At 67.3% G+C, this 24,694-nt stretch carries 21 protein-coding genes; 13 read left to right on the top strand and 8 right to left on the bottom strand.

Going from position 1 to position 24,694, the window contains the following annotated elements; translation table 11 throughout:
• Nucleotides 1-656: 656 nt before the first annotated feature.
• Nucleotides 657-1,094 (bottom strand): MarR family winged helix-turn-helix transcriptional regulator, encoded by a 438-nt coding sequence (locus E4634_RS13660; RefSeq protein ID WP_135444804.1) that lies wholly within the window; start codon nt 1,092-1,094, stop codon nt 657-659.
• Between the two features lie 74 nt (nt 1,095-1,168).
• Between E4634_RS13660 and E4634_RS13665 the strand changes: the two genes are divergently transcribed.
• On the top strand, nt 1,169-1,954 hold the full coding sequence (locus E4634_RS13665) for a siderophore-interacting protein (protein WP_135444806.1): 786 nt from the start codon (nt 1,169-1,171) through the stop codon (nt 1,952-1,954).
• A 30-nt stretch (nt 1,955-1,984) separates the two neighbouring features.
• Nucleotides 1,985-2,881 carry an SDR family NAD(P)-dependent oxidoreductase gene (locus E4634_RS13670; protein ID WP_135444808.1) on the top strand — a complete coding sequence of 299 codons (897 nt, stop codon included), beginning with the start codon at nt 1,985-1,987 and terminating at the stop codon, nt 2,879-2,881.
• 133 nt (nt 2,882-3,014) lie between these two features.
• On the opposite strand, the gene E4634_RS13675 is transcribed toward E4634_RS13670, so the two are convergent.
• The 4 genes from E4634_RS13675 to E4634_RS13690 all read right to left on the bottom strand — a co-directional run bounded on the left by E4634_RS13675 (nt 3,015) and on the right by E4634_RS13690 (nt 7,359).
• The gene (locus E4634_RS13675; protein ID WP_167854920.1) at nt 3,015-4,109 is read right to left on the bottom strand and encodes an aminoglycoside phosphotransferase/kinase family protein; all 1,095 of its coding nucleotides are present in this window, start codon (nt 4,107-4,109) and stop codon (nt 3,015-3,017) included.
• Nucleotides 4,110-4,363: 254 nt separating this feature from the next.
• Nucleotides 4,364-5,929 (bottom strand): alkaline phosphatase D family protein, encoded by a 1,566-nt coding sequence (locus E4634_RS13680; protein WP_135444812.1) that lies wholly within the window; start codon nt 5,927-5,929, stop codon nt 4,364-4,366.
• Between the two features lie 61 nt (nt 5,930-5,990).
• Complete coding sequence (locus tag E4634_RS13685; protein WP_135444814.1) at nt 5,991-6,866, bottom strand: alpha/beta fold hydrolase; 876 nt, start codon at nt 6,864-6,866, stop codon at nt 5,991-5,993.
• Nucleotides 6,867-6,870: 4 nt separating this feature from the next.
• Nucleotides 6,871-7,359, bottom strand: coding sequence for a TIGR00645 family protein (locus E4634_RS13690; protein WP_135444816.1), 489 nt, complete (start codon nt 7,357-7,359; stop codon nt 6,871-6,873).
• A 261-nt stretch (nt 7,360-7,620) separates the two neighbouring features.
• Here E4634_RS13690 and E4634_RS13695 point away from each other — a divergent pair, with 261 nt between their 5' ends.
• Nucleotides 7,621-9,084 carry a phenylacetate--CoA ligase family protein gene (locus E4634_RS13695; RefSeq protein WP_135444818.1) on the top strand — a complete coding sequence of 488 codons (1,464 nt, stop codon included), beginning with the start codon at nt 7,621-7,623 and terminating at the stop codon, nt 9,082-9,084.
• Nucleotides 9,085-9,262: 178 nt separating this feature from the next.
• Nucleotides 9,263-10,744: an acyl-CoA reductase gene (locus tag E4634_RS13700; RefSeq protein WP_135444820.1), complete on the top strand. Its 1,482-nt coding sequence runs from the start codon at nt 9,263-9,265 to the stop codon at nt 10,742-10,744.
• A gap of 106 nt (nt 10,745-10,850) precedes the next feature.
• On the opposite strand, the gene E4634_RS13705 is transcribed toward E4634_RS13700, so the two are convergent.
• Nucleotides 10,851-12,203, bottom strand: coding sequence for an MFS transporter (locus tag E4634_RS13705; protein WP_135444821.1), 1,353 nt, complete (start codon nt 12,201-12,203; stop codon nt 10,851-10,853).
• A 13-nt stretch (nt 12,204-12,216) separates the two neighbouring features.
• Nucleotides 12,217-13,881, bottom strand: a complete 1,665-nt coding sequence (locus E4634_RS13710; protein ID WP_135444823.1) for an MFS transporter — start codon at nt 13,879-13,881, stop codon at nt 12,217-12,219.
• 172 nt (nt 13,882-14,053) lie between these two features.
• On the opposite strand from E4634_RS13710, the gene atpD reads away from it, so the two are divergent.
• The 8 genes from atpD to E4634_RS13750 are packed head-to-tail and all read left to right on the top strand — an operon-like array spanning nt 14,054 to nt 20,375.
• On the top strand, nt 14,054-15,547 hold the full coding sequence (gene atpD, locus E4634_RS13715; protein WP_135444825.1) for a F0F1 ATP synthase subunit beta: 1,494 nt from the start codon (nt 14,054-14,056) through the stop codon (nt 15,545-15,547).
• Entirely contained in the window at nt 15,544-15,954 is a 411-nt protein-coding gene (locus E4634_RS13720) for a F0F1 ATP synthase subunit delta/epsilon (protein WP_135444827.1), read from the top strand. Before atpD ends, E4634_RS13720 begins: the two co-directional genes overlap by 4 nt.
• 7 nt (nt 15,955-15,961) lie before the next feature.
• Complete coding sequence (locus E4634_RS13725) at nt 15,962-16,231, top strand: AtpZ/AtpI family protein (RefSeq protein ID WP_135444829.1); 270 nt, start codon at nt 15,962-15,964, stop codon at nt 16,229-16,231.
• A gap of 5 nt (nt 16,232-16,236) precedes the next feature.
• Nucleotides 16,237-16,926 carry a F0F1 ATP synthase subunit A gene (locus E4634_RS13730; RefSeq protein WP_135444831.1) on the top strand — a complete coding sequence of 230 codons (690 nt, stop codon included), beginning with the start codon at nt 16,237-16,239 and terminating at the stop codon, nt 16,924-16,926.
• A gap of 7 nt (nt 16,927-16,933) precedes the next feature.
• Nucleotides 16,934-17,200 (top strand): ATP synthase F0 subunit C, encoded by a 267-nt coding sequence (gene atpE, locus E4634_RS13735; protein WP_135444833.1) that lies wholly within the window; start codon nt 16,934-16,936, stop codon nt 17,198-17,200.
• Between the two features lie 34 nt (nt 17,201-17,234).
• Nucleotides 17,235-17,972 carry a F0F1 ATP synthase subunit B family protein gene (locus tag E4634_RS13740; RefSeq protein ID WP_135444835.1) on the top strand — a complete coding sequence of 246 codons (738 nt, stop codon included), beginning with the start codon at nt 17,235-17,237 and terminating at the stop codon, nt 17,970-17,972.
• Complete coding sequence (locus E4634_RS13745) at nt 17,969-19,510, top strand: F0F1 ATP synthase subunit alpha (RefSeq protein ID WP_135444837.1); 1,542 nt, start codon at nt 17,969-17,971, stop codon at nt 19,508-19,510. The genes E4634_RS13740 and E4634_RS13745 overlap by 4 nt, the downstream gene beginning before the upstream one ends.
• Entirely contained in the window at nt 19,494-20,375 is an 882-nt protein-coding gene (locus E4634_RS13750) for a F0F1 ATP synthase subunit gamma (protein ID WP_135444839.1), read from the top strand. Before E4634_RS13745 ends, E4634_RS13750 begins: the two co-directional genes overlap by 17 nt.
• A 95-nt stretch (nt 20,376-20,470) precedes the next feature.
• Here E4634_RS13750 and E4634_RS13755 read toward each other — a convergent pair whose 3' ends face one another.
• Entirely contained in the window at nt 20,471-22,675 is a 2,205-nt protein-coding gene (locus E4634_RS13755; RefSeq protein ID WP_135444841.1) for a TonB-dependent receptor, read from the bottom strand.
• A 237-nt stretch (nt 22,676-22,912) separates the two neighbouring features.
• Here E4634_RS13755 and E4634_RS13760 point away from each other — a divergent pair, with 237 nt between their 5' ends.
• Nucleotides 22,913-24,547: a mechanosensitive ion channel family protein gene (locus E4634_RS13760; protein ID WP_135444843.1), complete on the top strand. Its 1,635-nt coding sequence runs from the start codon at nt 22,913-22,915 to the stop codon at nt 24,545-24,547.
• Nucleotides 24,548-24,694 lie beyond the last annotated feature (147 nt).

Genomic DNA, 24,694 nt, shown 5'->3' on the forward strand with positions numbered 1-24,694 from the left:
TGCTGGGGACGGGCTGGCTGGGGTATCGCGGCGAGCTTTATGGTTTCGGGGTTGGCCGGAAGCGTCAGCCCTTCCCGGGTGAGAAAAGCGCACTCACCCGGGAAGGGCTGACGCTTCTGGCCGATTGAAACCGCGTTGGCTGCGGGAAAGCTGCGAAGTCCGTTCGCCACTTCCGGCCCGGCAGTGCGGCTGTTGGCCGCTCCAGTCTGGCGCCGCTCCGCGGTGCCCTCAGTTGGTCGGGAGCCTTAAAGCGCTTCGCTGTCTCCCTCCACGCCCTCGGCGCCAGACGTGATTTCCGCGGCCAACACCCCCGCTGCCGGGCCTCGCATTGCGTGAGCCGCCGTGTTTGGAGGATCGAGCCGCAAGTGCCGGGAGACGGGCGGGTGGAGCGCTCGCAAAAGACGCGCCGAGGAAGTGGAGCGAGACCGCTTGCGGGCTCGCGACCGCCCGAGGGCACCCCGGAGGGGCGCGATCTTCAGAGCGCTCCGCCCGCGGGTCTCACGGCAACTCTCCCACCCCCTGGATCGGCAGGCGATCACCGGTGGAGTAGCCCCCGAAGCAGGCAGTCGTGGGTGTGGTACGCCCCCGCCGCGACTGAGCTTTTGGAGCGTCGGGGGCGTACCACACCCACGACTGCCGATCAGCAAAACCCCGACCTAATCAACCTCCGACACGTTGTCGAGCATCTTCCGCCCCGTAGCCACAAACGCCGCCAGTTCCCGCTCCGAAAGCCCCTCAACGTATTGCCGCTCCACATCCTGCTCAACCTCCCGCACCCGCCCAACCAGCCGCTTCGCCCGCCCCGTAAGCTGCAGCACCTGGCTGCGCCCGTCAGTAGGATGCGGCGAACGCTTCACCAGCCCCTGCCGTTCCAGCTCCTTCACCAGGCGCGTGATCTGCGCCTTGTCGCGCCCACTGCGCTGGCACAGGCGGTTGGCCGTGCACTGGGGTTCCTCGTCGATCACCTGCAGCATGCGCACGTGCATGCCGCCGAGGTCCAGCCCGGATTCGCGCACCGCCTGGTGGCAGCGCACCTTGAATTGGAATGCGAGCTGCCACAGCAGGTCGCGCACCGTGTCCTGTTCGATGGTCATAGTTGACTTTATCAACCTATCAATTTATAGTTGATATTGTCTACTAAACAGCAAACGAGTACAAGGAAACGCGAATGCGCGAACAAACAGCCCCCCACCTGCTCAGCGTCAAGCAGGCCTTCAACCTGACGCCGCATATGCGCCGTGTGGTATTCACCGGCGATGACCTCCACCGCTTCCCGGAAAACCACGAGAGCGCCAATTTCAAGCTGCTGCTGCCGCGCGCGGAAGCCCGGGCGAGCCTCACCGAGAATCTCGCCGGCTGGCGCAGCGCGCCGCCGGAGCGGCGTCCGGTGGTGCGCACCTACACGCTGCGCGACTACAACGCCGGGCAGCGCGAGATCACCGTGGACTTCATGCTGCACCGCGACCACGGCCCCGCTTCCCAGTGGGCCGCGCAGGCAGCACCCGGTGACCAGGTCGGTTTTGCCGGCCCGGGCAAACCCAAGCTGGCCCCGGCGGACGCCGACTGGTACCTGTTCGCCGGCGACATGTCGGCGCTGCCCGCCATCGCCGCCAACCTCGAGCGGCTGCCACAGGATGCGCGCGGCTACGCGGTGCTGGAAGTCATCTCCGAGGAGGACCGCCAGCCGCTGGTCGCCCCGCCGGGCATCGAGATCATCTGGGTGATCAACCCGCAGCCGACGCGGCGCGGCACCCTGCTGTTCTACCGGGTGCTCGGCCTGCCCTGGCTGGAGGGCGAGCCGGCGGTGTGGGCCGCGGGCGAGAGCGGCTGGGTGCAGGCGCTGCGCAACTACGCCCGTGAGCGCAAGGTACCGCGCGGGCAACTCTACGCCAGCGGCTACTGGCAGATCGGCATGACCGAGGATGTCCACCAGGTGCACAAGCGCCGGGTATAATCTCCCCACAACAATAAGGGGGAGCCGACAATGGACCAGCCACTGCAGGGCAAGGTCGCGGTGGTTACCGGCGCGGGCCGCAACATGGGCCGCGAGGAAGCGCTGGCGCTGGCCGGTGCCGGCGCGAAGGTCGTGGTGAACAGCAAACACAGCGCCGACGCCACCGTCGCCGACATCCGCGCCATGGGTGGCGAGGCGGTGCCGGCGGTGATGGATGCCAACTCCTGGGCCGCCGGCGAGGCCATCGTCGCCACCGCCGTCGAGCACTTCGGGCGCATCGACATCCTGGTCAACAACGCCGGCATTCACCGGCCGCATTCCATCGAATCCATGACCGAGGAGGACTGGGACGCGGTCGTCGACGTCAGCCTGAAGTGCTACGCCGCCACCATCCGCTTCGCCGCGCCGCATCTCATCGCCCAGGGCGATGGCGGCGTGATCATCAACACCGGTTCAACCTCCGGGCTGGGGCACCTCAGCGTGGCCAACTACAGCGCGGCGAAGGAAGGCGTCGCTGGACTCACCCGCACCGTCGCCCGCGACCTCGGCAAGTACGGTGTGCGCTGCAACATGATCCGCCCGGTGAGCCTGGTCAGCGACCTCCTGTTACCGGAGCTGGTGGAGGCGGGCGCGGAATCCAGGCGCCGCGGCTTTCCCTCCAACGGCGTGCGCGATTTCAACTTCCCCAAGGATTTCACCCCGGACGGCCGCCAGGTCGCGGCGCTGGTGCTGCTGCTGTGCCTGCCGCAGGCGGCGCACGTGAGCGGGCAGGACTTTTTCGTGATGGGCGAGGAGATCGGCCTGTACCCGGAGCCGGAGATGCGCAAGCTGCTGCGCGAGCCCGGCGGCTGGACCCTGGAGGCGCTGCTGCGGTCGGAAACGCTTGCCGGGTTACTGGGCGATATCCCGAATCGCTACCTGGCGTGACATTGCACGCTGGGTTGTGGGCGAGACATTCCACGGAACGGCTTACCGTCGCCAGCGACGCTGAACTTACCGGCGAGGCCAGACGCCCTGATTCAAGCTGACGCCCGCCGCCAGCCTCGCTGACCCTACCGGTTCAAATACCGGCGAGCACATCCAGCGTGTTGTTTTCCAGCATCGCCGCACTGAAGCGCGCCGTGTAGACCGTGTTGATCGCCTCGGTCTGGAAGATGTCGTCGTTGACCAGGAAGATACAGAAACCCAGCGCGAGGTAGGCCGCGTACTGTTGCATGGCCACGTCGAAGGCCGGCGGCGTCACACCGTGGCCGGCAAGCGCATCCAGATAATGCTGCACCAGGGCCGACTCCCAGCGCTTGCGGTCCGCCGGGTCCAGCGCGCCGCCCACGTGATAGGCCACCTCGTACATGCCCGGGCTCTGGTGCGGCTGCGGGTCGAAAAAGCCCGGGCTGCCGTCCGGGTCCTCGTACAGGTTGCCCAGGTGGGTATCGCCGTGAATCACACACTTGGGGAAGCGCTGCGAGAACTGCACCAGTTTGTCGAGCGTCTCGCGCATCCACTGCATGCTGTGGAAGCGCGTGGAGGCCGCCGCGCCGCGCGGCGAACTGGTCCAGCGCGTCCAGATCTCATCGGTGAAGAACTGGCTCATGTAGGGCGCGAAGGCAGCGATCACGTCGTGGGTGCAGTCCCAGCGGCCGCCGGGCTGCAGCGCCGGGCTGTCCCAGGTGCGCGCGTGGAAGCCGGCCAGAACCTCCAGGCGCCGCGCCACCTGGGCGTAGGTCTGCGGCACCTGCGGGTGGCAGAAGGTGACGCCGCGCGCCACCAGGTCCTCGATGATGACGATGCCCTGTTGCTGCTCCTCCTCGTAGCCGGCGAAGTAACACACCGGGCTGAGCAGCGGGTTTTCCACCAGCAGTTCGCCGTAGGCCAGGGCCTCCATGCGGTGCATGTTGCTCATGGCGCGGCTGTGCGGCTCGAAGCCGCCCTTGAGGATGACCGTGGGCGGGATGCCGGCGCGCTGCCCCGCCTCGTCCACCTCCAGGCGCAGGCGGATCTTGGTGCAGGTGCCGCGGATCAGGTCGACGACCTCCACGCGCTCGACGGTAATGCCCGGCGCCTTCTGGCGCAGGGCGCGGGTCATCCAGTCCGCGGTGATCGCCTCGATGGTGAGCGGCAGGGGGTAGTAGTCGGTGGTGCCGGCGCTGCTGTTCATCTGGACCCTCTCTCTTATTGGGAGGCCCGGTGTTATGAGCCTCATTTTTATATTCCGAGGATAACAGGAGCGCGGGCGGATTGCGCGCCGGCGCTTGTGCCCGCACTTTTATCGGTACCTCTGTCGATCCTGTTGTAGATCCTCTTGTCGGTCCCTTTATCGGTACCTTTGTCGGTCCTGTCATCGACCCTGACGCTGACCCTTTCGCTACTCCTATTGTTGGTCCCGGCGCCAACCACTTCGCCTGAAGAGCGTCAGGCCAGCGCGGCGGGCTCGCGCAACGGACGACTGGCCGCGGCCGCTGCCTCCAGCCGGTTGCTGCCGGCGGGGGACGCCAGCACCGCGGCGAGGTTGTGCGCGCTGTTGCCCGGTTCGGTGATGGTCTGCGCGTGGTACCACTCGGCCTGCACTCGCTCGCGGGTGAAGTCGACCAGGGTGTAACCGCGGTGGAACAGGTCAGCGAACTTGATGTGCGGGTTCTGCCGCCGGGCCACCGTAGATGCGAGATCGGCCAGGGCCTGGTCTTCCAGCGCCGGCGAGGTCACCCCGGGGGTGACGAACTCCACCGCCAGCGGCGCGGCGCCGCCGTAGGGGTCGCGGCCGATTTCCATGCCCCAGGAGGAGTGGATGTCGCCGGTGAGGATCACGTTGTCGTCGATACCGCCCTGCTCCAGTACGTCGAGCACCCGCGCGCGGTTGGCGCGGTAGCCGTCCCACTGGTCGGCGTTGAGGATCGCCTGCTCCAGCTGCAACTGGCCGAACATCACCTGCTGGCCGACGGCGCGCCAGCGGGTGCCGTCGGCGGCGGAGCGCTGCAACTGGCCGTAGAACCAGTCCTCCTGCTCGAAGCCGAGCAGGCTGCGCGCCGGGTCGTCGATGGCGCTGTCGCTGGTGGCCACCTGCTGGTCGCGCCCGTACAGGCGGGTGTCCAGCATCACCAGGTCGACCAGGTCGCCGAAGCGGAAACTGCGCCAGCAGCGGCCCGCGGCCAGGCGCGGGTAGACGCGGATCGGCATCCACTCGAAGTAGGCCTGCAGCGCGGCGGCCTTGCGCGCGGACCACTCGCCCTCGCCCTTGTCTGTGTTGTGATTCTGGGCGCCGTCGCGCCAGGCGTCGTTGGCGGACTCGTGGTCGTCCCACACGGTGATGAACGCGTGCTGGCGGTGCGCCGCCTGCAGGTCGGCGTCCATGCGGTACTGGCTGTAGCGCGCGCGGTAGTCGGCGAGGGTGACGATCTCCCACTCCGGCAGCGGCGAGCGCCCCAGCGCCGGGTTGCTGTAGGTGCCGGCGCCGTATTCGTAGATGTAATCGCCCAGGTGCAGCACCACGTCGAGGTCGGCGCGCTCGGCCAGCGCGCGGTAGACGTTGAAATAACCGTAGGGATAGTTGGAGCAGGACACCGCCGCCAGGCGCAGCTGCTCCAGTTCACCCAGCGGCAGGGTGCGCGTGCGGCCCACCGGCGAGCGCTCGCCCAGTGCCTCGAAGCGGTAGTAGTAGCTGCTGCCCGGCTGCAGGCCGGCGGCGTCGACTTTCACCGTGTAGTCGCGCTCCGGACCGGTCAACGCCGTGCCCCTGCCGACCACGTTGAGCATCAGCGGGTCCGTGGCGACGGTGTAGCGCACGCGCACGCGGCGGGTGTCGCCGGGCGGGGGCGTAACCCGGGTCCACAGAATCACGCGATCGTGCAGCGGGTCGCCGCTGGCGATGCCGTGCAGGAAGGGGATGGCCTCCGCGCTGGCCAGCGGCAGACGACCGAGCAGTGCGCTGCCGGCAGCGACGGCGCCGAAGCGGTGGAGGAAATGGCGGCGGGACAGCGTCATCGGGTTCACTCCCAGCAAAAAAATGCGACGGGGAGTTCTTTTACCACAACCCGGTGACAGTTTAAGCCCTGGCCAGCAGCACCCGGTTCATGCCGTCCACCAGGGCCAGCGGATGGTCGATCATCAGGTGGTGGTGGGCACCGGGCACGTGGATGACCTCGCCCGGGTGGCTGAAGTACTCGCTCAGGCGCTCCGGCTGGCGGTCCTGGTTGAACAGGCTGTGCTCGCCGTAGATGCAGTCCACCCGCGCCTGTATACCGCGCAGGGCGTCGAAGTCCTTGAGTTCGCCGCGGTTGCAGACCCGGGCGTCGAACTTCCAGTGCCAGCCACGCTCGCCCAGGCGGCAGGAGTGGAATGCGACGAACTGCAGCAGGGCCGGGTCGCCGGCGGGTTGTTCCGGCACCAGGCGGAAGCGGCCCATGCACTCCTCCAGGCTGCCGTAGTGCTTGTGATGGCCGCGCGGCTCGAGTACCGGCGGCGGCTCTTCCGGCGGCAGGCACACCAGCGAATCGACCACGATGCCCTGGCGAAAGCGCGCAGGCTCCATGGTCATGGCGCGCATCGACTGCAGGCCGCCGAAGCTGTGGCCCGCGATGGTCACGTCGTGCAGGTCGTAGTGGCGCAGCAGGTCGAGCAGGCCGTCGGCGAAGCTGGTATCCGCGTACACCGCCGGGGCGCTGCTGTCGCCCATGCCCGGCAGGTCCGCCGCCAGCACCCGGTAGCGGTCGCTGAAGAACGGGGCGAGGTAGCTCCACCAGTGCACGTGGCCGCCGAAGCCGTGCACCAGCAGCAGTACGGGCAGGCTGTCGTTCTCCCAGTTCCAGCGCAGGTGGTGCACGCGGCCGGCACCGCCCGGGGCGAAGTGCGACTCGCCGGGCTGGCGCAGGTTGTCGAGGAACCAGCCCGGTGCGTCGGCGGGTGGTACGTAGGCGGTCATCGGCTCAGTGCCGGGTGAGTTTGTCGAGGTAGCCCATGACGAAGGCGGAGACGACGAAGGTCAGGTGCAGGATGATGTACCAGAGGATCTTGTCGTTCTCGATGTTCTCCGCATCCATGAAGATCTTCAGCAGGTGGATGGAGGAGATCGCCACGATGGACGCCGCCACCTTGTTCTTCAGCGAGGTGGAGTCCATCTTGCCCAGCCAGCCGAGCTTCTCCGTGCCGTCCTCGATATCCAGCTGGGAGACGAAGTTCTCGTAGCCGGAGAACATCACCATCACCAGCAGGCCGCCGACCAGGGCGAGGTCCACCAGGCTGAGGATGACCAGCACCAGCTGCGCCTCGGACATGGACAGGATGATGGGGAACACATGCAGCAGTTCCTCGAAAAACTTGATGCCCAGCAACAGCAGCGCCAGGCTGAGACCGAGATACACCGGCGCCAGCAGCCAGCGAGCGGCATACATCGTGCGCTCGATCAGCGATTCCATGATTCTCCTCAAATAAGCAGTTGTCACCACGGGAACCCGGGCGGAGCCGCCCGGACCCGGACATGGTACCACGGCTGGTCGCCGCGGGGCTTAATCGCGCAACCCAATATAACCAAATGGTTGATTGTAATCCCCGCGACCCTGGGCTAAGCTCCGGACTCAAACTAACCAATTGGTTAGTTTTGGTGAGCTACTGACACAAACCGGGCGCACTGGCACATGAACGGGCGACCCGACCGATAAGCAAAAGGTAGGTAACCCATGTCCAGCAACGCCCCTGCACAGCAAGCCCCCGCCATCGGCCCCGAACTGGAGCGCGAGGCCCGCGCCTGGATGGACGATCCCTTCGCCCATTTCGGCTACTCCAACACCCGCCTGCACAGCGTGCCGCGCGAGGAACAGGAGGCGGTGCAGCTGGCCGCCCTCAACCTGCGCCTGGCCGAGCGGCGCCAGCAGATTCCGGTGCTGGCCAAGCTGGCGGACGCCCAGGGCATCGACAGCGTGGCGACGATCAACGACGCGGCGCCGCTGCTGTTCGAGCACACGGTGTACAAGTCCTACCCGATTTCCCTGCTCGCCAGGCAGCGCTTCGACCAGCTCAGCAAGTGGCTGGACAAGCTCACGCCCTACGACATCACCGGCGTCGATGTCTCCGGCTGCAAGTCCATCGACGACTGGCTGGGCACCCTGCGCGCCGAGACCCCGCTGGACCCGGCAAACTCCTCGGGCACCAGCGGCACCATGTCGTTCTTCCCCAAGAGCAAGGCCGACTACCGCCTGTCCGCCATGTGCTTTCGCGTGCAACTGCCGCAGCCCTTCGGCCAGATGCCCACCGAGGGCGACCTCAAGGACAAGATGCACGTGATGACGCCGCTGTACCGCGACGGCCACATGTCCACCGGCGCCTTCGGCAAGTACATGTGTGAGATCTTCGCCTTCGGCGACGAGAGCTACCTGCACACCGCCTTCCAGACCAAGATCAGCAGCGACCTGATGTGGCTGGCCGGGCGCCTGCGCGCGGCCCAGGCCAAGGGCGACGTTTCCAAGGTCGATGTGCCCGAGACCCTGCTGGCGCGCAAGGCGGAGCTGGAGGCCATGCAGCGCGACATGCCGGCGCAGCAGCAGGCCTTCGTGAAATCCATGGTGCAGGAACTGCGCGGCCAGCGGGTGTTCGCCATGGGCACCACGCCGATGTTCTACGAGGTGGCGAAGAGCGGCCTGGCAGAAGGTATAAAGGACGTGTTTACCCCGGATTCCGTGGTGATGGGCGGCGGCGGCGCCAAGGGCATGGTGCTGCCGGACAACGTCGACGACATCATCAAGGAATTCTTCGGCGTGCCGCAACTGCGCTCCAGCTACGGCATGACCGAGCTGAACTCGTTCACCGTCACCTGCGAGCACGGTCACTACCACTTCCTGCCCTGGGTCACCGTGTTCCTGCTCGACCGCGACACCGGCGCCCCGCTGCCGCGCAGCGGCGTGCAGACCGGCCGCGCCTCATTCTTCGACATGACCCACGACGGCACCTGGGGTGGCATCGTCACCGGCGACCGCATCACCATCGACTGGGACACTCCCTGCCCCTGCGGCCGCACCACCCCCGCGATACAGGGCAAGGTACAGCGCTTTTCCGAGGTCGAGGGCGGCGACGACAAAATCACCTGTGCAGCCACGCCGGAGGCGCAGGCCGATGCGCTGGACTTTCTCAACGCGCTGGAGCTCTAGCTCAATGCGCTGGAGCTTTAGCTCAACGCGCTGGAGCTCCAGGCGCGACGGGTTCGACCGCCAGGCCCGGCGCCGGGGTATCTGTCCGGAACGCGCCTGGCGGCTCCACGGCAACGCGACTGGTGCCGCGGCCAATCAATCAATAACCACAAAGTACTGGTTCCGAAGGTAAGCAACGATGACCGATTCCCTGAAGCCCATTTCCTACGCGATCATCCGCGGCAAGATTCACCACGACAACCTGGTCAGCTTCGGCGGCCGCGGCGGCGACCTCGAGTTCTACGCGCCAGACCCGCAGACCATCATCGACGAACTGCCGATCCGCAGTCCCAGCGACATGGCGGACATGTACGAGCTGTCCCTCGACGACGTCATCGACTACCTCGAGGAACTCGGCACGCACCTGGATTTTCGCACCAATGACTACCTGCGCGAGGCGGCCGAGTACAGCTACCAGACCGCGCCGACCACGCCGCCGATCATCGACGGCTTCTACGCCACGCTGCCGCTGATGTTCAACCGCGAGCGCATCCTGCAATGGGTGGATAACAGCGTCGGCCGCGAGTACCTGGAAGGTTGGGTGGAAAAGCGCATCAACGGCTCCGACTTCAACGTGCGCGCCTACGGCTCGCGCGCCCTGCACATCGTCGCCGGCAACGGCCCGACCCTAGGCGCGCTGACCGTGCTGCGCGGTGCGGTGACGCGCAGCGACACGGTGATCAAGGTGCCCTCCAACGACCCGTTCACCACCGGCGCCATCGTGCGCACCATGGTCGATGTGGCGCCGGACCACCCGATCACCAAACACGTGAGCGTGGCCTACTGGCGCGGCGGCGACGAGGCCTTCGAGAAGAAGCTCTACCAGCCGCACAACCTGGAGAAGATCGTCGCCTGGGGCGGGTTCAGCTCGGTCAAGCACGTGACCAAGTACATCCAGCCGGGACTGGAGCTGATCTCGCTGGACCCGAAACACAGCGCTAGCTTTGTCGGTGAGGGCGGGCTGGAAAGCGAAGAACAGATCATCGAAGTCGGCAAGCGTATCGCCTGCGATGTCGGGGTCGGCAACCAGGTGGGCTGCGCCAACTGCCGCACGGTGTACGTGATGGGCGGTGAGAGCGACGAGGCCATCGAACGCCTGGTCAAGCTGGGCCACGCGGTGTACGACGGTATGCTGGGCCTGCCGGAAGACATGAGCACCAGGCCCAAGCGCTACGACCCGGAGCTGAAATCCCACGTCGATGCCTGCCGGTTGTCGGACGATTTTTACGAGGTGATCGGCGGCCAGCAGGGCGAGGGGGCGGTGATCGTCTCCAAAACCTCGGACCCGGTGGACTTCTCCGCCTACCTCGCCGACCGCACCGTCAACCTGGTGCCCATCGACACGCTGGAGGACTTCCTCGACGCAGTTGACTGCTCCACCCAGACCGTCGGCGTGTACCCGCCGCAGTGGGTCGACGAGGTGCGCCACAAGGGCGCCCTGCACGGCGGCCAGCGCTTCGTCGAACTCGGCTACAACCTCAACGGCCCGGGCCTGATCGGCCCCCAGGACGGCATCGAACCCGTGCGCCGCATGGTCAAGTGGATCATCAACGAAAAACCCACCGCCGCCATGACCCCCATGTGGGAATTCAAACCCGGCGAAACCCACCTCGTCGCCTGAAAACCGCAGGGGTCAGAGCCCTTTTCCGCTGCTTTTGATGTCCCCCAGCGCTGGGGACGCGCCACCCAGGACATCAAAAACAGCGGAAAAGGGCTCTGACCCCAGTTTATGGCCTCGCTTTGAGGTGCAGGAGGAAGACGGCGGTGGCGACGACGACCAGGGCCATGGAGACGGCCATGGGGCGGGTGCCTTCGCCGAGGGGGCTGGCCAGGAGGGCGGCGAGCAGGGTGGCGCCGAGGGCTTGGCCGAGCATGCGCACGGTGGTCTGCAGGCTGCCGGCGGCAGCGGCCCGCGACGCCGGTGCGGTGCCGATGACCAGGCGCGCGGCCGGTGAGAAGAACAGGCCGAAACCACCGCCGCACAACCACAGGCGCCACATGATGCCGAAGGAACCCGCATCCGCAGGCAGCAGTACCAGGGTCCACAGTCCGAGCAGTGAGACGCCGAGGCCGCTCAGGCACAGCAGCGGAACAGGCAGGCGATCGGAGAGATACCCGGCCAGCGGCGCGCAGACCATACTCGCCATCGCGTAGGACGCCAGCAACCCTCCGGTAGCCCCGGCGCTATAGCCCAGCTCGTCCTGCAGCAGGAACGGCGCGTACAGCAGCAGGGTCATCGAGCCGAGCACGGCAATGAAGTTCGACAGCACTACCAGCGCGAGATCCGGCTGGCGCAAAAGATCGACCGGCAGCACCGGGTGGTCGCGGCCGCGCTCGCAGCGCACCAGCAACACCGCGGAGACGACCGCCGCGCCCAGCAGCATCCCACCCAGCCAGCCGTGTGGCCCGTGCGTGGCCATCTCCATACCGGCGATCAGCAGGCCAAAGGTCAGCGCGCAAAACCCGGCGCCGGGCAGGTCGAAGGGCTGCGAGTGCGGCTCAGGTTCGGGCAGCGCGCGGCTCAGCAAAAGACAGAGCAACGAAAAGGGTACCGCCGCGGAGAACACCCACTGCCAGCTGGCCACGGACAAGACGAGGCCGCCCGCCACCGGCGCCAGCGCCGTCCCGCTGGCGTTGGCAATCGTATTGATGGCCAGGCCCTGGCCGAGTTGCGCCGCCGGGTACACCAGCCGCAGCAGGCCGAACACCACGCTCATGGCGGACGCGGTGCCCAGCGCCTGCAGCGAGCGCGCCAGGATCAGCGCAGTGAGGTCGTCGGCCAGGAAACACAGCGCCGCGCCCACGCTGTGCAACACCAGGCCGGCGCGGAACAGGCGGCGCTGGCCGATGCGGTCGCCGAGGGCGGCCAGCGGCATCAGGGTCATGGCCAGGATCAACTGGTAGACGGTCACCACCAGCACCGCGCGCGAGCTGTCGATACCCATGGCCTCGGCCAGCGTCGGCAGTACCACCGCGGCGATCGAGGCGTCAGTCATCAGCATCAGCGAACCGGCGGATATCGCCACGATGGCCACCCCCCGGCGGGGCCAGGGCAGGCCGCTGACAGCGTGCTCGCTCATGCCGGTGCCGGACTCAGTCCTGCAACTTCAGGCCGTCGTCGCCGCGGTCCGGGGCATCCTCGCGCCAGCGCACGGAACCGGAGGGGCGATCGAGCCAGCGCTGCACGCGCACCGGCTCGATACCGACGTGCATCTCGCGGGCGCGCATCAGCAGCGTCATATCGTCCACCGTGCGCCGGTTGCGGTGGCGCAGGTAGTCCAGCCAGGTGGGCAGGCGGTAGGTCTCGGACCACAGCTCCGGGTCGGCGAGGTTGCGCGACAACGACCAGTCGTAGGCGCCGGTACGCGATCGCACCTGCTGCATCTCGCGCATCAGGTTGTAGAAATCGCGCGCCTTCTCCGCGGGGATGCGGTACTGCAGCTCGATGCTGATCGGGCCGCTGCGCCCGGTGATCCCCAGCTTCACCTCCGGGTCGTCGAGCACCCGCTCGTCGGATTCGGTGGACGCGGTGCGGTCGGCGACGCGCAGCACCCGGGTCAGCGCGAGCGAGGCCAGCAGGGTCAGCGCGGAGGCCTGGAAGGTGAGCGGCAGGCCGTAGATTTCGGCGAAGTGCCCCCACATCAGCGCGCCCAGGGAAATACCCAGCGTGGTGGCGGCGCTGCAGGTGGCGATCGCCCGGCCCATGACCCAGCGCGGCACGAACAGTTGCACGGTGATGCTGATGGTGGTGACCACGACCATCCACATCATGCCCGCCACCAGCAGCACTACGAGGTCGAGCACCAGGCTGGTGCTGTGGGCAAGGATCACCAGCGCCGCCGCGCCGACCACGCAGGTCATGCGCACGATGTTCTCGTTGCCGATGCTCGCGCGCAGGCGCTGCAGTACGAAGATCCCGGACACCGCACCCACACCGTAGGCGCCCAGCATCAGGCCGAAGACGCTGGCGTCGCCGCCGATCATGTCCTTGGCCACCAGCGGCAGCAGGGCCTGCAGCGCGGCGCCGAGGAAGCTGATCACAAACACGCGCATGATGGCGCGGCGCACCGGGCGCATGTTGGCGACGAAGCGCACGCCCGCGTGGATGGAGCGGAACAGCCCCTCCGGCGGCAGGCGCGAGACCTCCGCCACCCGGTTCCAGCGGTACAGTGAGAACAACATGGGCACGTAGCTGATGGCGTTGATAAAGAACGCCACCGTCGCCCCCAGCGCGGCGACGATCACCCCGCCCACCGCGGGGCCGACACTGCGCGCCAGGTTGTAGCTGATGTTGTTCAGCGCCACCGCCGGCGCCAGCAGTTCCTTGGGCACCTGCTCGCCCACCGAGGCGCCGCGCGCCGGCGCGGACAGCGCATTGCCGGAACCGACCATGAAACAGAAGCCGAGCAGCACCCAGGGCGTGAGCAGGTCGGCGCTGGAGGCCAGGGTCATGAGGGCGGCGGAGACCAGCGCCAGCGAGAAGAACACGATCTGCACCTTGCGCCGGTCGTAGATGTCGGCCAGCGCCCCGGCGGGCAGCGCGAACAGCGCCATGGGCAGGAAGGTGGCGGTCTGTACCATGGCCACGAAATCCGCGGAGGCGATGCTGGCCATCACCCAGGCCGAGGCCACCGCCTGGATCAACCCCCCCGCATTGGAGATGGTGTTGCTGATCCACATGTTGCGGAACGTGGTTTCCCCCAGCGGCGCGAAGGTGCCGGGCTGCGTGGCCTCGCCTTCCGGGGGTTGTGTCGACATGTGTTCTCCGCTGCCCGCCAATGCAAAACAGCCATGATACCGCCCGAGGCGGGCGGGCCGCCACACGGTGACGCGTCCAGAGCGCGATCGGCAGCGCCACGCGAGCGGCCAGTGCCAAAAAACATTGCGTAGCCGCAATGCCAGCACCCCGTTACTGGTGTATAAAAAAACCATGGCCAACTCTGTTCCCGCACAGGACTCCCGCGCAGCGCAAGCCATCGGCGTGGTGGTGGAAGTGCACGGCGCGGTCGCCGTCATCGCCTGCGAGCGCCTGCCGCCGCTGCGCCAGGCCCTGGTCGGTCACTTCGACCACGAGACCTGCCTGTTCGAGGTACACCAGCACCTGGACCAGCGCCGTATCCGCGCCATCAGCCTGCACCGCAGCTCCGGCCTGTTCCGCGGCATGCGCGTGTACGACACCGGCGCGCCGCTGCAGGTGCCGGTGGCGCCGGAGTGCCTCGGGCGCCTGCTCAACGTGTTCGGCGAACCCCTGGATGGCGGCGAGCCGCTGCCGGCGGGCGAGCACCGCAACATCCACAGCCGGCCGCCGCCGATCTCCGCGGCCACCGGCGTCGGCGAAATCCTCGAGACCGGCATCAAGGTCATCGACCTGCTGTGCCCCTTCGCCAAGGGCGGCAAGACCGGCCTGTTCGGCGGCGCCGGGGTGGGCAAGACCGTGCTGATCATGGAATTCATGCACGGGGTGAGCGAGCTGTACCGCGGCGTGTCGGTATTCGCCGGGGTCGGCGAGCGCATCCGCGAAGGCCACGAGCTGTGGCACGAGATGCGCGACTCGGGAATGCTCGAGCAGACCCTCATGGTATTCGGCCAGATGGATGAATCCCCCGGCGTGCGCTTTCGCGTCGGCCTCTCGGCGCTCACCTACGCCGAGTACCTGCGCGACACCCTGCAGCGCGAGGTGCTGTTCGTGATGGACAACATCTTCCGCTTCGTACAGGCGGGCAGCGAGGTCTCCAGCCTGCTCGGGCGCATGCCGGCGCTGGTCGGCTACCAGCCCACCCTGACCACCGAAGTCGCCGAGGTGCAGGAGCGCATCGTCTCCACCGACCTCGGCGCCATCACCTCGGTGCAGGCGGTGTATGTGCCGGCAGACGACATGACCGACCCGGCGGTGAACGCCATCCTCGCCCACCTCGATACCAGCGTGATCCTCTCCCGCGTACAGGCGAGCAAGGGCATCTACCCGGCGGTGGACCCGCTGCAGTCCAGCAGCCGGTTGATGGACCGCCACACCCTGGGCGCGCGCCACTACGACATCGCCGAGGGCGTGCGCGAGCACCTGGCCCGCTATCGCGAACTGGAGGACATCATCGCCATGCTCGGCATCGATGAGCTGTCCGCGGAGGACCGCAAAATCGTCACCCGCGCGCGCAAGCTGCAGCGCTACCTCACCCAGCCTTTCTGGGCCACCGCCTCGCACTCGGGCATTCCCGGCCAGACGGTCAAGCTGGCGGACACCCTGGACGACTGCGAGGCCTTCCTGCTCGGCCGCTACGACGAGGTCGACGAGGAGAGCTGCTACATGCGCGGGACCATGGCCGGTGTCGCACCCGGCGCACAGAAGGGCTCCGCACCCGGCCCCGCTAGCGACTCGAGCCGGGGCACAAGTGGCGGCGCGGATGTCGACACAGGTACCGACGAATGAACAGCTTCAGCCTGCACTTGCTCGACAGCAGCGGCGGCGAGCACATCGACGGCGTCACCTCCTTCGTCGGCGAGGACGAGACCGGCAGTTTCGGCCTGCTCGCCGGCCACGCCCACACCCTGGCGGTACTGCGCCCGGGCCTGGCGCGCTTCCGTCGCGGCGCGGATGACTGGAGCTACCTGGCCTCCCCCGGCGCACTCATTCATTTTCGCGGCGACACCCTGACCTACAGCACGCGCCGCTATTTTCGCGGCGACGACGACGCGGCGATCATGCAGCGCCTGCAACAGCAGATGCAGGCGGAGTCCGAACTGCACCTGGCCATCGAGCACCTGCGCGGCATGGAGCGCGACATGCTCAAGCGGCTGTGGGACATGCAGCGGCACAAGCCGGGCATCGCGAGTTGAGGCCGGTATGAACGAGACCCGCGACTTGCACGAACAGGTGCGCGAACAGGGCGAACGCAAGCGCCGCGCCGAGCGCGAGCACGACACCCTGCTCAGCCAGACCATCTACATCGGCACCCTGGGCCTGACCATGGTGCTGCCGATCGTCGGCGGCGCCTACCTCGGCCGCTGGCTGGACGGCATGTCCGAGGGCTATTCCATGCGCTGGACCCTGAGCCTGCTGCTGCTCGGCGTGGTGCTCGGCGCGGTCAACGTCTACCTGCTGATCCGGGAGTAGCCGACGTGTCCGCCTCGGAACTCAGCATCGACACCGTGTTCAGCATCGGCCCGCTGGCGGTCACCTCCACCAGCCTGACCAGTTCGGCGGTGGTGGCGGCGATCGGCCTGCTCGCCTTTCTCGGCACGCGGCGCCTGAAAGTGGACGACCCCGGCATGCTGCAAAGCGCCCTGGAGGGACTGGTCACGGTCATGCAGCAGGCGGTGGACGAAGTGGTGCCGGTGGAGCGCCAGCGTATCGGCGTGTTCGTCGCCAGCCTGTGGTGCTACCTGGTGGTCGCCAACCTGGTGGGATTGATCCCCGGCCTGCACTCGCCCACCCGCGACCTCTCCGCCACCTCGGCACTGGCCCTGCTGGTGTTCTTCTCCACCCACTGGTTCGGCATTCGCAGCCAGGGCCTGGGACTGTACCTGCGCCACTACCTGAGTCCCACGCCGCTGCTGCTGCCGTTCCACATCGTGTCCGAGATCACCCGCACCCTGGCGCTCGCCGTGCGCCTGTTCGGCAATATCATGAGCCTGGAGATGGCCGCGCTGCTGATCCTGGTGGTGGCGGGCTTTCTCGCCCCGGTGCCGATTCTCATGCTGCACATCGTCGAGGCGCTGGTGCAGGCGTATATTTTCGGGATGCTCGCGCTGATCTACATCGCCGGGGGCATCCAGACCCAGATCCACCGACAGTCCCGCAAGGAGTGACCCAGCCATGGCCGACCTGTCCCTGTTCACCATCGTCTCCACCGCCGCCGCGGTCCTCGCCATCGCCATCGGCGTGCTCGGTCCGGCCCTGGCGATGGGCATGGCCATCAGCAAGGCGCTGGAGGCGCTGGCCCGGCAACCGGAGGCGGAGAAATCGATCATGCGCACCCTGTTCATTGGCCTGGCGATGATCGAGTCGCTGGCCATCTACGTGCTGGTGATCGTGCTCATCATCCTGTTCCGCAACCCGCTGCTGGAATACCTGGTCCAGTGAACCGGTCACCCGAGCCCGTCGCGGAGCGCACGCCGTGGAACTGACCTGGTCGACCTTCATCCTGGAGATCATCAATTTCCTGGTCCTGGTCTGGCTGCTCAAGCGCTTCCTGTACCGCCCGGTGCTGGAGGTCATCGCGCGCAGGCGCGCGGCCATCGCCGAGGACCTGGCCCAGGCGCGCCAGACCCGCGACGCCGCGCAGGCCAGCCAGGCGCAATACGAAGGCCGCCTGGCGGACTGGGAGCGCGAGCGCGGCCAGGCGCTGGAGGCCCTGCACCACGAGGTCGAGGCGGAGCGCGCGCGGCGACTCGAAGAAGTCGCCACCGAGGTCGCCGCCGAGCGCGAGAAAAACCGCGTGCTGCAGGGCCACCGCGACGCGCAGACCGCCGCGCGCCTGCAGGCCGAGGCACTGGACAACGCCGCCGGCTTCGCCGCCCGCCTGCTCGGCGCCGGTGCCAGTGCCGAACTCGAGGGCCGGCTCATCGACCTGGCACTGGGACAACTGGCAAGCGTGGACACGGACACCCTGGACAACCTGCGCCGTGAACTGGAACGCGAACCCGGCCCGATCACCGTGGGCAGTGCCTTCGCGCTCGACGCGGCGCGCCGGCAGGCCCTGGAAGCGCGCCTCGATACGCTGTTCCCGGGCCGCGAACGCAGCTTCGAGCAGCAACCCGAGCTGCTCGCCGGCCTGTGCATCACCGCCGGCGGCTGGCGCCTCGGCCTCAACCTGCGCGACGAACTGCAGGGCTTTGCCCGGGTGGGCCGGTGAACGGCGACGAGCGCATCACGCGCCAGCGCGAGTGGCTGGCGCAATACGACCCGCAACTGCGCCTGGCCGAGCACGGCACGGTGGTCTCGGTGGGCGACGGCATCGTCTGGATCAACGGCCTGCCCTCCGCCGCCATGGACGACATCATCGCGCTGGCCGACGGCAGCCGCGCCATGGTCTTCGACCTGCAGGAGGGCGTGGTCGGCGCCGTGCTGCTGCAGGAAACCGAACAGCTGACTTCGGGCACCGCGGCGCAACTCACCGGCCACACCCTGAGCCTGCCGGTGGGCGACGGCCTGCTCGGGCGCATCATCAACCCGCTGGGCGACCCGCTGGACGACCTCGAGCCCGCGGCGACGGAAACCTGGCAAGCGATGGAGGCGCCCTCGCCGACCATCATCGAACGCGACTTCGTTACCCAGCCGCTGTACACCGGCATCAAGATCGTCGACAGCATGATTCCCATCGGCCGCGGCCAGCGCCAGCTGGTGATCGGCGACGAGGGCCTGGGGCGCAGCTCGCTGGCCATGGACACGGTGATCAACCAGCACGGCAAGGACGTGCAGTGCATCTACGTGCTGATCGGCCAGAAGCGCTCGGCGGCAGTGCAGACCATCACCACCCTGCGCGAGTTCGACGCCCTCGCCTACACCACGGTAGTGCTGGCCGAGGCCAACACCCTGCCCGGCCTGCAGCACCTGGCGCCCTTCGCCGGCTGCGCCCTGGGCGAGTTCTGGATGCGCCGCGGGCGCGACGTGCTGATCGTCTACGACGACCTCTCCACCCACGCGCGCACCTACCGCGAGCTGTCCCTGCTGCTCGGCCGCCCGCCCGGGCGCGAGGCCTATCCGGGCGATATCTTCTCGGTGCACGCGCGCCTGCTGGAGCGCGGCACGCGGCTCAACGCCGCCCACGGCGGCGGCAGCATGACCGCCCTGGCCATCGTCGAGACCAACCTCGGGGAGATCGCCGCCTACATCCCCACCAACCTGATCTCGATCACCGACGGGCAGATCTACCTCGACAAGAACCTGTTCACTTCCGGCTTCCGCCCGGCCATCGATATCTCAGTCTCGGTGTCGCGCATCGGCGGGCAGGCGCAGCACCCGTGCATCAAGCGCGAGGCCGGGCGCATGAAGCTGGACTACCTGCAATACCTGGAACTGGAGGTGTTCACGCGCTTCGGCACGCGCCTCGAGGCCTCCATGGAGAAGGCCATCCACCGCGGCCGCCTGCTGCGCGAACTGCTCAAGCAGGACCGCCTGAGTCCGCTGCCCGCGCGCTTCCAGCTGGCCTGGATGGTGGCCTTCAACGCGGGCCTGCTGGACACCGCCCAGCCCGCCGACGTACCCGGCCTGCTGCAGGCCATCGGCGCCGGACTGGAGAGCAGCCAGCTCGACCTCGACGCCGAGCGCGACGCCTGGCTGCAGGCACTGCGCAGCTGGTTGCAGGCAGTTGAACCGGAGCCGGCGGGGGATTCCACCGCCGGGCGTGCTGGAGAAACCGCGCAGGACAGCCACGATGTCGCGCCGGCGTAGCCTCGAGGCCCACCGCCACAACCTGGCGGAGATCCGCGAGATCATGAACTCCATGAAGACCCTGGCCTACATGGAAACGCGCAAGCTCGGCCGGCGCCTGGAGGCGCAGCAGGCGGTGGTCGATGCCCAGCGTACCGCGGCCGCGGCGCTGCTGCAGGCACACCCGGAACTGCGGCCGCCGCCGGACAGCGCAGGACGCCCGGCGCTGTACCTGCTGCTGGGCAGCGAGCGCGGCCTGTGCGCGGATTTCAACCAGCGCCTGCTGCGCCACCTGGAAGCCACGCTGCCCGCCGGCACGGGGCCGAGCCACCGTTTCCTGTGCGTCGGCAACAAGCTCGCCGGGCTGATGGAGGACGACCCGCGGGTGGTCGGTGTGCTCGAGGGCGTGTCGATCGTCGAGGAGATTACCCTGCGCCTGTCGGCGCTGGTGGAGACGGTGCTGCGACTGCGCAGCGAACACGCCCTGTTCGGACTGCGCGCAGTGCTGTGCACCGCCGGCGAAGTGCAGGAGCACGCGCTGCTGCCGACCTTTCACGACCTGCCCGCGGAAAACCCCGGCGCGGCGCGGCTGCCGCCCCTGCTCAACCAGCCGCCGGAGCTGTGCTTTGCGCAACTCGCGGAGCTGCACCTGCCCCTGCTGTTGCAGTGGATGCTGCACGCGGCCCTGATGGAAGAGAACCGCCTGCGCGTCAGCCACCTCGACTCCGCCGTGCGCCACCTGGACGACGAGGAGACCAACCTCGCCCGGCGCAGCAATATCCTGCGTCAGGAGGAGATCATCGAGGAGATCGAGGTGATACTGCTGAGCGCCGCGAGTATCGCCGCCAACCGCGCGGCGATGGGATCGGGGAGCGAACCCCGCTAGTCAGGGCCTGGCGAGACAGGGCCTCGCCAGCTGGGGCTCTAGTTAAACGAAGAATGCCCCGCGACGGCACGGCGCCGACGCGGGGGTGTGCGCACTCAGAAGCGGTAGACCATCTCCACACCGTAGCGACGCGGCAGTGCCTGGTAGAGGTTGGTCCACAGGGTGTCCACGTAGGTGCCGGACTCCGCGTACACCTCGTTGGTCAGGTTCTTGCCCCACAGCGACACCTCGATGTCCGGCCCCGAGGCCGGGCGCCAGGTCAGGCTCGCATCCCACAGCTCCCACTCGTCGATCATCAACGTGTTCTGGTCGTTGATCGGCGTCTCGTCGTTGTAGGTGTAGGACACGCGGGTGGACACCTCGCCGGCATTGCCCAGCGAGAGGTCGTAGATGGCGGCGAGGTTGTAGGACCACTCCGGCGCCTTCACCAGCTGCAGGCCCTTGGCCAGTTCCGGGTCCGGCGTGCCGTCGAAGTCGACGTCGAGGTCCGGGTAGTCGTCGTACTCCGCCTTGAGGTATCCCACCGAGGCCATCAGCACCAGGCTGTCTATCGGCATGAAGGTCAGCTCGGCTTCCGCACCCTGGGTGGTGGCCGCCGCCACGTTGTCGATGAAGTTGGTGATACCCACGCTGCGCGTGCGCTGCAGGTCGGTGTACTCGTTGTAGAACACCGCCGCGTTGGCGCGCAGGCGGCCGTCGAGCAAGGTGGACTTGAAGCCCATTTCGTAGGCTTTCACTTTCTCTTCGTCGTAGGGTCCGGGCGACTCGGTATCACCCGTGGTGCGGATGTTGTAGCCGCCGCTGCGGAAACCCTCGGTGTAGCTGGCGTAGGCCAGCACGTCGTCGGTCGCCTGCCAGCTCAGGCCGATCTTGGGGCTCAGGTTGTCCCAGTCGTTGTCGCCGGAGTCGCTGAGGTCACAGCGCAGTTGCGAGCCGGTGGATACGCAGTCGGAGAAGCTGGCGTTTTCCGCCTCCTTGTACTCCCAGGTGTAACGCAGGCCCAGGGTCAGGTAGAGGTCGGGGACGATCTGGTAGTCGCCCTGGGCGAAGGCCGAGGCGGACTGGTGGCTGAGCTTGCCCTGCGAGCGCAGCGCCGGCGAGCCGAAGAACAGCACGTGGTAGAACTGCTCCATGTCCTGCTGGAAGTAGTACAGGCCCACGGTGTAGTCGAGCTTGTCCGAGAAGGCCTTGCCGGCGTAGCGCAGCTCCTGGGAGAACTGGTCCTGCTCCAGGTCCAGCCAGGCGTCGGTGACCACGTCGAACTGGGTGGAATCGGTGTCGCCCTGCGAGTAGTAGGACACCTTGCGCGCGCCGGTGATCGAGGTGAGCGTGCCGTCGCCCAGCTGCCAGTTGGCCTCGAGCACGGCCTGGCTGGTCTCGATATCGGTCTTGCCCTTGTAGCTCAGGGCAATCTCGTCGGCGCTGCCCGGCTCGCGCGCGCCGTAGGTGTCGTAGAGCAGCTGCCCCGGGTACTCGATATAGCGTGCCGCGGTGCCGTCGCCCTCGTGTTTGCTGTACTCGGTAATCAGGGTGATATCGAGGTCCTCGTTGGGCGTCCAGCTGAGGATGGGCCGCACGAACTGCACCTTGTGCGCGCCGAAGTCGTCGCCGTTGGCGATATTCTCGAAGTCACCGCTGGAATCGTTGTACTGGGCGTAGATCTTGCCCGCCATGGTGTCGCCCAGCGCGCCCTCGACACCGCCACCGAGCAGCAGGCGGTCGCCGCTGCCGACACCGGCGCGCAGGGTGCCGCTGGTCTCCTGGCCCGGGCGCCGCGAGCGCATGATCACCGCACCGGCAGTCACGTTGCGGCCGAACAGCGTGCCCTGCGGGCCGCGCAGTACTTCCACTGACTCCAGGTCGAAGGTATCCGGCGAACCGCCCAGGGTGGTGCCGATATACATGCCGTCGACGAACAGGCCGACAGTCGGGTCGTTGGAGGCGATGGTGCTGATGAAGCCCATGCCGCGGATAGAGAAGTTCGAGGTGCCCGGGAAGGCGCCGTCTGAGTCCAGCCGCACGTTGGGCAGGGTCATGCTCACGTCGGCAAGGTTCTGCGCGAACATCGCCTCGAGCTGGTCGCCGCCGAGTGCGGTCAGGGTAACGGGTACCGTCTGCGAACTTTCGGCGACACCGCGTTTGCGCGCGGTGACCATCACTTCCTCGAGCAGGCTGCCGGCGCCGGCGCGGCGCGTACTGGCGCCATCACCAGCGGCTTCCTGGGCCTGCGCGGCGCCGATCGGCGCGGTGCCGACCAGTGCGGCGCAGACAAACGTGTACAGGGGTTTCTTGCAAAACATAGTGGGACGCCCTCGCGGTTATTATTTATTGGGCCGGCCGCTGTCGCCGCCAGCTGAGATACGCCACCGTATGATATGTGGTGCGGCGCGCCCAAGTAAATGTATGGACCAAACCATTGCCGCCCCAGTCAATAACCGCCTCTACCTCTCGCAATCGGTGTCGCGGGCAGCGGACGCTGGGGACGACTGCGCGCTTGCGCTACCATGGGCGCTGGCCACCCTCGCGGACTCTCGACCATGCCCAACGCCCTGCTTCGCCTGTTGCTCCTGGTTTGTACCTGCCTGGCACCGCTGTATGCGATGGCGCAGGAGGCGCCGCAACAATCCGATATCTCCGCGCGCGAGCTGCTCGAGGCCGCCGAGAAAACCGAGCGGGTACAGGCCGAGCGGGGGCGCGATGCGGCCGGCACCGGCGAGGAAGCCGCCACCCCGATGTCCGCCGTGCTCGGCCTGCGCGAGGCGCTGCGGGCGCGCGACTACGCGACGGCGAGCAGCTACCTGGACCGGCGCTATGTCGACGAGTACGTCGGCAAGTACAGCGACGAACAACTGGTGCGCGCGCTGGCCTACGTGTGGAACCAGCAGAACATCGTCGACATCACCGGCATCAGCGACCTGCCCGAGGGCAACCTGGACGACGGCCTGCCCAGCTACCGCGACCAGATCGGTTCGATCAAACTGCTGGAAGAAACCATCCCGGTCTACCTGCAGCGCGTGCCGGATGGCAGTGGTGGCAAGCAGTGGAAGCTCTCCAACGCGACAGTGGCGCGCATCCCGGACATGTGGCGCGAGCTCGGCTACAGCCCGCTGGCGGTCAAGCTCGGCGACTGGCTGCCGCAGTTCCGGGTGCTCGGTATGGAGAACTGGCAGGTCATCGCCCTGGTGCTGTCGTTCCTCGTCGCGTGGCCGCTGGCCAGCCTGGTCAGCTACCTGCTGATGCGCATCGCGCTGGTTATCCCGAACAACTTCCCCGATGGCATCCGGCGTTTTTTCCGCCGCACCGTGCGCTTCTTCGCCTTCCTGATCATTGCCCGCATGCTCATCGGCCAGATCGGGCTGTCGCTGACCACGCGCATCCTGCTCAACTCCTCGGGCATCGAGTTCGTCGCCGCTGCGGTACTCGTGCTCGGCCTGCTGTCGCTGCTACGCGACTACCAGATCCGCAAGCTGCAGCACGCGGGCAATACCCAGTACGTCGCCCTGCTGCGGCCGTTCACCACCATGCTCAAGGTGCTGGTGGTCACCATCATCGCGCTGGTCTGGGCCAACCAGGCCGGCTACGACATGTCCACCATCCTCGCCGGTCTCGGCGTGGGCAGCCTCGCCGTCGCCCTGGCCGCGCAGAAAACCCTGGAAAACCTGATCGGCGCGATCACTCTGTACACCGCGCGGCCGGTCAGCGCCGGCGACTTCTGCCGCTTCGGCGATATCACCGGTACGGTGGAAGAGATTGGCCTGCGTTCAACAGTACTGCGCACCCTCGACCGCTCGCTGGTCTACATACCCAACTCGGTGTTCTCCTCCCAGGAAGTAGAGAACTTCACCGCCCGCGACCGCATCCGCTATTTCCGCCGCTTCCAGATGCAGCTGCCGGGCAGCGCGGAACTGCGCGAGATTCTCGGCGAAGTGCGCCAGCTGTTCGCCAACACCGCGGAGGTTATCGACGACACCATCTCCGTGCGCTTCGAGGATATCCGCGACGCCAACGCCATCCTGCGCCTGGACGCCGGCATCGCGACCCGCGATTTCCAGCAGTTCCTCGCCGTGGCGGAGGAACTCAACCTCGGCATCATGGCCATCGCGGAACATGCGGGCGCGCGCTTCACCGGCCCGGGAATGCTGCTCCAGGGCGCCGATTCCAGCGCAGAATGACGCATTTTATCGAAATTTTTTTCAAGGGATTGAACGGAAAAACTGCCCTTGGAACAGGGCTTTGGAACATGCTATAACGCCCGCTACAAGCGTTGCGCGGTTTGCTGTCCCCCGGATCACACAGTAATACGTGACGTTGAGAAACTA

The organism is Mangrovimicrobium sediminis, assembly GCF_004745945.1.
Taxonomy (GTDB): domain Bacteria; phylum Pseudomonadota; class Gammaproteobacteria; order Pseudomonadales; family Halieaceae; genus Mangrovimicrobium; species Mangrovimicrobium sediminis.